Raw genomic sequence first — 5,847 nt, 5'->3', positions numbered from 1 at the left:
CCTCTACGACGTGGAGATCCGGCGGGTCATCTGCTCAACCAACGCGATCGAGTCGCTCAACGCCCGCTACCGGCGCGCGATCCGTGCCCGGGGGCACTTCCCCAGCGAGCAGTCCGCGTTGAAATGCCTGTATCTGGTGACTCGATCACTGGACCCCACAGGTCGTGGCAAGGCACGATGGGCGATGAGGTGGAAACCGGCCTTGAACGCTTTCGCGATCACCTTCGAAGGCCGGATCAACCCGGTCGGTAACTAACAAACACCGAGGGCAGATCCACCGTTAATCGGACACTCCCCCCGGACAGCCCCGCCGGGTTTGCGGATGACGGTCGATCGCCGCAGTGACGCCATGTGTACACTTATGAACGTCCTCGCCGTGCGGGTGGGATGGCGCACGGCGGTTGTCGGCTGCCAGGGAGAAGTGTTCTGGCGCAGATAGCGGATGCTGCTGGTGATCTCAGGCGGTTCGTGAGCTCGGTCTGGTGAGGCAGAGTTGATGGAATCGTCTGGGTGGCTTGGGTTTCAGTCTGTTCGGATGTTGACTCAGGCGGATGAGGTCGGTGCCGGCGGCAGTGAGGACGTGTTGGACGTGAGTTCGGGCCAGGCCGCGGTAGCGGCATCGGCGTAGTCCGTGAGCGTGGACGGTTTCCGATACCGTTGCTTCGCATCCGGCGCGTGCGGCGTATTTCTGTTGCCAGGCAAGGGTTTTCTGCTCGACCCGGGCGTGGGACTGGATCTTCTGCAGTGGTTCGGGCAGGAGCAGCAGGTGCCTGCCCTTGTCATCGACGTTGCCGGTGCATTGGAGTCGCACGGTGCAGTCGCGGCAGTCGCCGCGGCGGTACAACACCGAGATGCCGGGACGCTGGTCGGCGACGGTGGGTTTCCAAGGCGGGCTGGTGATTCCCTGCGGGCAGGTGGCGGTGCGGGCCGCCCAGTCGATGATGAAATCCTCTTTGGTGAAGCCGGGATGTTCTTTGGCCCGAGGGTCTTCGCGGACCGGACCGATCATGGTGACCGCATGCTCGGTGGCGGCATGGTGGATGACCTGCGGAGTGATGTAGCCCGCGTCCACCAGATGCTCGCCTGGCAAGAGCTCCTGGGCCGCCAGTGCGGTATGGATGGGTTGGAGGGCGTGGACGTCCTGTTCGGGGGCCGTGGTGGTCAGCACGTGCACGATCACGTGGGGTAGGTCGTCGTCACAGGTTTCGGTCTGGTGGACCTTGTAGCCGATCCACTGCGCTTTTCCCGGGTAATGGCAGAAGCGGGCCTCAGGATCGTGCGGCGACACGATTTCGGTCCCAGACCATGGCACTTGCGCCGAGGTGGGGTCCGGTGACCCCGTCGCAGCGGAGGTGGATCGCCGGGGTGCCGACCGGCGGGTGCGCCGATCCTTGGTCTGTTTCGCGTCCCGCCATTGCAACTGGCCCGTGCTGTCGAACCAGAACTGCTGGACCCACACCTGCCGCAGGATCTCGGCCTGTCGTCCTCGGCGCAGCCGCTTCGGAGCACCCGGGTGCGCCAACGCCCCCAGCAACTCGACGCCATCGGCGCCAACGGTCAGTACCCAGGCGCGCTGGGCATCGGTCCCGCGCGGCAGCCGGTCATAGCGGATCGGTCGGCCGTAACGCTGCTCCCATTCGGGGTTCATGATCTCGACCAGCCATTCCGGTGCCGCGCCGGCGATTTCGTCCAAGGCTGCCCGCAACGTTTCGCCGACCAGCTCCAACCGTGACAGTGTGCGGATCGCGGCGAGCACGTGAGTGGAATCGGTGCGCTGACGACCGCGGGCCTTGACCAACCCAGCGGCGGCCAGTCGATCGACCATCACCGCCAGCAACCGATCGGCCCGATCGCCGTGGGCCATGCGCTCGCGAAACTCACACAACACCGTGTGATCGAAACCCGCTGCGTCCAAATCCAATCCGAGCGTGTACTTCCAGTCGATCCGGCACGCCACGGCCTGGGCGGCTTGGCGATCGGTCAGGTTCTCCGCGAACTGCAGCACCGACACCAACGCCAGCCGGGCCGGTGACAGGCCCGGTCTCCCATCGGACGGATACCAATCAGCAAAATCGGAGTCCAGGAACGCCCGTCGAGCCGGTCCCTGATCCACATTGCCGGTGTCCCACCCGGATTGGCCGCCCATGCCGTGCGAACCGTCTCCGCCGGGATCGTTCCACCGCAACCATGACCCATTGCCACGACCATCACCCCCGTCCATGCATGCAAGCGAACCCAAGAGGTAGCACGTGTCAATGCATGGTCACCAGTGCCGAAAAACCTAGATCACCAGCAGCATCCGGAATCTGCGCCAGAGCCCTTTTTCATGACCGTGGACAAGGGCACGCCCCAAGGCGGAGTCCTTACGCCTCCAACGCAGTTGGCAACTTCTGTTTCGATGTGACGCTGAGTTATCGGCGGCTGGAACGGCCTCGCCGTCTCCCGGGGACGGTGAGTCATGTCCGGTAGTATGTTTGTGTCGTGGTTGGGACTCGTTGCGGCGCTGCTGAATTCGCTTCCCGTGTCAATGCGGCGGCGGATTTGGCGGAGGCAGGGGTGCGGGTGGCCGATGCGGCCGGGATGCTGGTGGATCGGTTCGGGTGTTCGCCGCGGCAAGCGCGTCGCTATGTGGAGCGGGCTGTGGCCAGCGGCCGGATCCCGGTCGCGGAGCCGACGGTGGTGTTCACGGTCAAACTCCCTGCAGCACTGGCGTTTCGAATCCGGGAGCACGCGCGGGAGTCCGGCGACGCGTTGTCGGCCGTGGTGGCCGCGGCGCTGGCCGATCACCTGGGCCGGGGCCGCGTTCGGCCCGGTCACCGGTGAACAAGCGGCGCGTCGAGACGCAGTTCGTGTTCGACCGGCATGCGGCCACGGATGTGTCGGTGGCCTACGAGATATTGGTTCCGCAACGGCGAGTCCGCATGACGCGGGCGCAGGAAGGACGGCCGCCCCGTGACGAGCGCGGTGATCTACGCCCGGGTGTCCTCGGCCCGGCAGAAGAAGAACGAGACGATCGGCTCGCAGATCGCGGCCCTGCGCGCGCACGCCGACCACCTCGGGCTCGAGGTGCCTGAAGAATGGATCTTCGCCGACGACGGCCACTCCGGCGCCACCCTGGTCCGGCCGGCGCTCGAGCGTCTGCGGGACTTGGTCGCCGGGGTCGGGATCGGTGTGGTGCTGTGCTACTCGCCGGACCGGCTGGCCCGCAAGTTCGCCTACCAGGCGCTGCTGATCGAGGAATTCACCCGCGCGGGAACGAGAGTCGAGTTCGTCAACGGCACGCGCGGTGACTCCCCGGAAGACCAATTGCTGGTGCAGTTCCAGGGCATGTTCGCCGAATACGAGAAAGCCCAGATCATGGAACGGTACCGGCGCGGCAAGACCCACCGCGCCAAGACCGGGTCGGTCAACGTGTTGTCCGGCGCTCCTTACGGCTACCGCTACGTCCGCCGCAACGACCACAGCGGTGCGGTCTACGAGATCGTCGAGCACGAAGCGGCACTGGTCGCGGAGCTGTTCCGTCGTTACGCCGACGACGGCGCTTCGCTCGCCGAGCTGACACGCTGGCTGACCGACGACCCGGCGACACCGACCCGGACCGGGAAGCAGCGATGGGACCGCTCGACGGTCTGGGGGATGCTGCGCAACCCCGCATACGCCGGTCGTGCGGTGTTCGGCAAGACCATGGTCGTACACGAATCGCCCAGCCTGAACAGGGCCGCACGGCTGGCCGGGCGTGAGACGCCGAAAGCGTCGAAGACCGTGGATCGGCCACGCGAGGATCGGACCGAGATCCCGGTCCCGGCGATCGTCACAGACGAAACCTTCGAACGGGTCGCGCAGCGGCTGGCCGAGAACAAACGGTTTGCCTCACGCAACAGCAAGGACCCGTCGCTGCTGCAGGGCCTGGCCGCCTGCGCGGGCTGCGGATACGGCTACTACCGCACCTCCACGCGCACCACGAACAAGAAGATCTACTACTATCGATGCCTGGGCTCGGACGCCTGGCGCTACGAAGGCGGCCGGGTATGCGCCAACAAACCGGTCCGCGCGGACTATCTCGACACCGTCGTCTGGGACCACATCACCGCGTTGATGGCCGACCCACAGCTGATCCGCACCGAGATCGACAAACGACTCGAGACCGCGAAAACCTCCGATCCGGTTGCTGCGCAACGCAAACGCCTCGACACCGCGCTCGCCAAGGCCCGCTCGGGCATCGCCGCGATGATCGAGGCGTTCGGGGAGCAGTTGATCACCATAGACGAGCTGCGTGCCCGCATGCCCGACCTGCGGGCACGGGAAACCAACCTGCGCAACCAGATCGACGCCCTCGACGCTCAACTCGCCGACCGTGACGCCTACCTCGCCCTCGCCGCCGACCTGCACGGATTCCTCGCCCAGCTCAACACCCACGCGGAGACCGCCACCGTCGACGAACGCCGCCGCGTGCTGAAACTGCTGGTCAAAGACGTCCTCATCGGACCCGAGAAGATCACCATCCGCCACCGCATCCCCATCCGCGAACGCACCGGCGACGGCACACCGCAGACCGGCAACACCGACCAGGAGGGCGAACATTGCCAACTGCGTTGGAGGCGTAATCAGTCCGCTACTGCTGAACATTGCCCTGCACGGGCTGGAACACGCGGCGGGAGTTCGATACGTGGAGTCCGGCAGTGCTGCCGAGTCGACGCGAACCGACTCGCCGGTGGTCATCAGGTATGCCGACGATCTCGTCGCGCTCCGCCACACCCAGCGGCAGGCCGAGCAGGTCAAAGCGCTGCTTGCCGAGTGGCTGGCACCCAAGGGGTTGGCCTTCAACGAGGACAAGACCGGGATCGTGTATGTGGGCGAGTCCGGGTTCGACTTCTTGGGTTTCAATGTCCGCCGCTATCACGGCAAGTTGCTGATCAAACCATCGAAAGCCGCAGTCCGGCGAATACGGGAACGGCTGCGCACAGAGATCCGCGCACTGCGCGGCTCCAATGCACGGGCGGTCATCGCCACGCTCACCCCGATCATCAAGGGTTGGGCGGCCTACTACCGGGGCGTGGTGTCGAAGCGGACGTTCAGCGCTCTCGACGACTATCTGTGGGCGCTGACCTACAAGTGGGCGACCTACAGCCACCCCACCAAGTCGAAATGGTGGGTCTCGGCCCGCTACTTCGGCAAGTTCAACAAGTTCAGGAACAACCGCTGGGTATTCGGCGACGCAGCCAGCGGCACGCACCTGCCACGGTTCTCCTGGACCGACATCGTCCGGCACACTTTGGTCAAGGGCCGGGCATCACCCGATGACCCAGCGCTGACCGAGTACTGGGAACAACGGCGACGCAGAATCAGACCCCCGGTCGACAGCTACACGCGGCGGCTGCTCATCGAGCAGCACGGCCGGTGCCCGCTCTGCCGGAACGAACTGCTGTCACCGGACCAGCCACCGCAATTGCCCAGTGAATGGGAACGGTGGTGGCTGGTCATCCGTCAGGCCATCGCCGCGGACTACCTCGTCCTCACACGACGGACGGCCCACCCCAGCGGACGGAGAAAGAACCCGCCTGGTCCACCGCTCCTGCCGAAGTGAGCATCATGCTCGACAACGCAGAAGCATTGCATAGCAACCCGATTCGCTCTCGCGGCTTGCTTGAGCTGCTTGCGGTGAAAGCCGCACGGGCAGTTCTGAGGGGAGGACGGCGCAGCAATGCGCCGTCCTTACCCGACCGACCCGGGAGGTGCCGGGAAGAGTGGCAAGCGGCCCCGACAACGCCGGGATGTACCAGTACTGCCAGATGGTGCGGGTTCGGCAAGCGAGACGACGAGGTATATGCGAGGAACCGGTGTTCTAAT

4 protein-coding genes and 1 pseudogene are annotated in these 5,847 nt (G+C 65.4%); 4 read left to right on the top strand and 1 reads right to left on the bottom strand.

From position 1 onward, the window contains the following. On the top strand, positions 1-256 hold a 256-nt coding region (locus NA3_RS34840), incomplete at its 5' end, for a transposase (protein ID WP_167355094.1). A 201-nt stretch (positions 257-457) separates the two neighbouring features. Here NA3_RS34840 and NA3_RS34835 read toward each other — a convergent pair. Continuing rightward, positions 458-2,146 (bottom strand): IS1182 family transposase, encoded by a 1,689-nt coding sequence (locus NA3_RS34835; protein WP_062969136.1) that lies wholly within the window; start codon positions 2,144-2,146, stop codon positions 458-460. Between the two features lie 494 nt (positions 2,147-2,640). On the opposite strand from NA3_RS34835, the gene NA3_RS38305 reads away from it, so the two are divergent. The 3 genes and pseudogenes from NA3_RS38305 to NA3_RS38975 all read left to right on the top strand — a co-directional run bounded on the left by NA3_RS38305 (position 2,641) and on the right by NA3_RS38975 (position 5,584). Continuing rightward, on the top strand, positions 2,641-2,823 hold the full coding sequence (locus NA3_RS38305) for a hypothetical protein (RefSeq protein ID WP_218021947.1): 183 nt from the start codon (positions 2,641-2,643) through the stop codon (positions 2,821-2,823). Between the two features lie 129 nt (positions 2,824-2,952). Next, a pseudogene (locus NA3_RS38980) lies at positions 2,953-4,074 on the top strand (recombinase family protein); the annotation flags it as partial. A gap of 505 nt (positions 4,075-4,579) precedes the next feature. Next, complete coding sequence (locus tag NA3_RS38975) at positions 4,580-5,584, top strand: group II intron maturase-specific domain-containing protein (RefSeq protein ID WP_369689791.1); 1,005 nt, start codon at positions 4,580-4,582, stop codon at positions 5,582-5,584. The last annotated feature ends 263 nt before the right edge of the window (positions 5,585-5,847 follow it).

Origin of the sequence: Nocardia africana NBRC 100379, from assembly GCF_001612635.1 — a bacterium.
Taxonomy (GTDB): domain Bacteria; phylum Actinomycetota; class Actinomycetes; order Mycobacteriales; family Mycobacteriaceae; genus Nocardia; species Nocardia africana.
The sequence above is the reverse complement of the archived record's forward strand: the minus strand, read 5'-3'. Positions and strand labels throughout refer to the sequence as shown.

Coding starts and splice junctions, on each gene's coding strand:
- NA3_RS34835 (WP_062969136.1), bottom strand. CDS start 2,146: ATGGGCGGCCAATCCGGGTGGGACACCGGCAATGTGGATCAGGGACCG.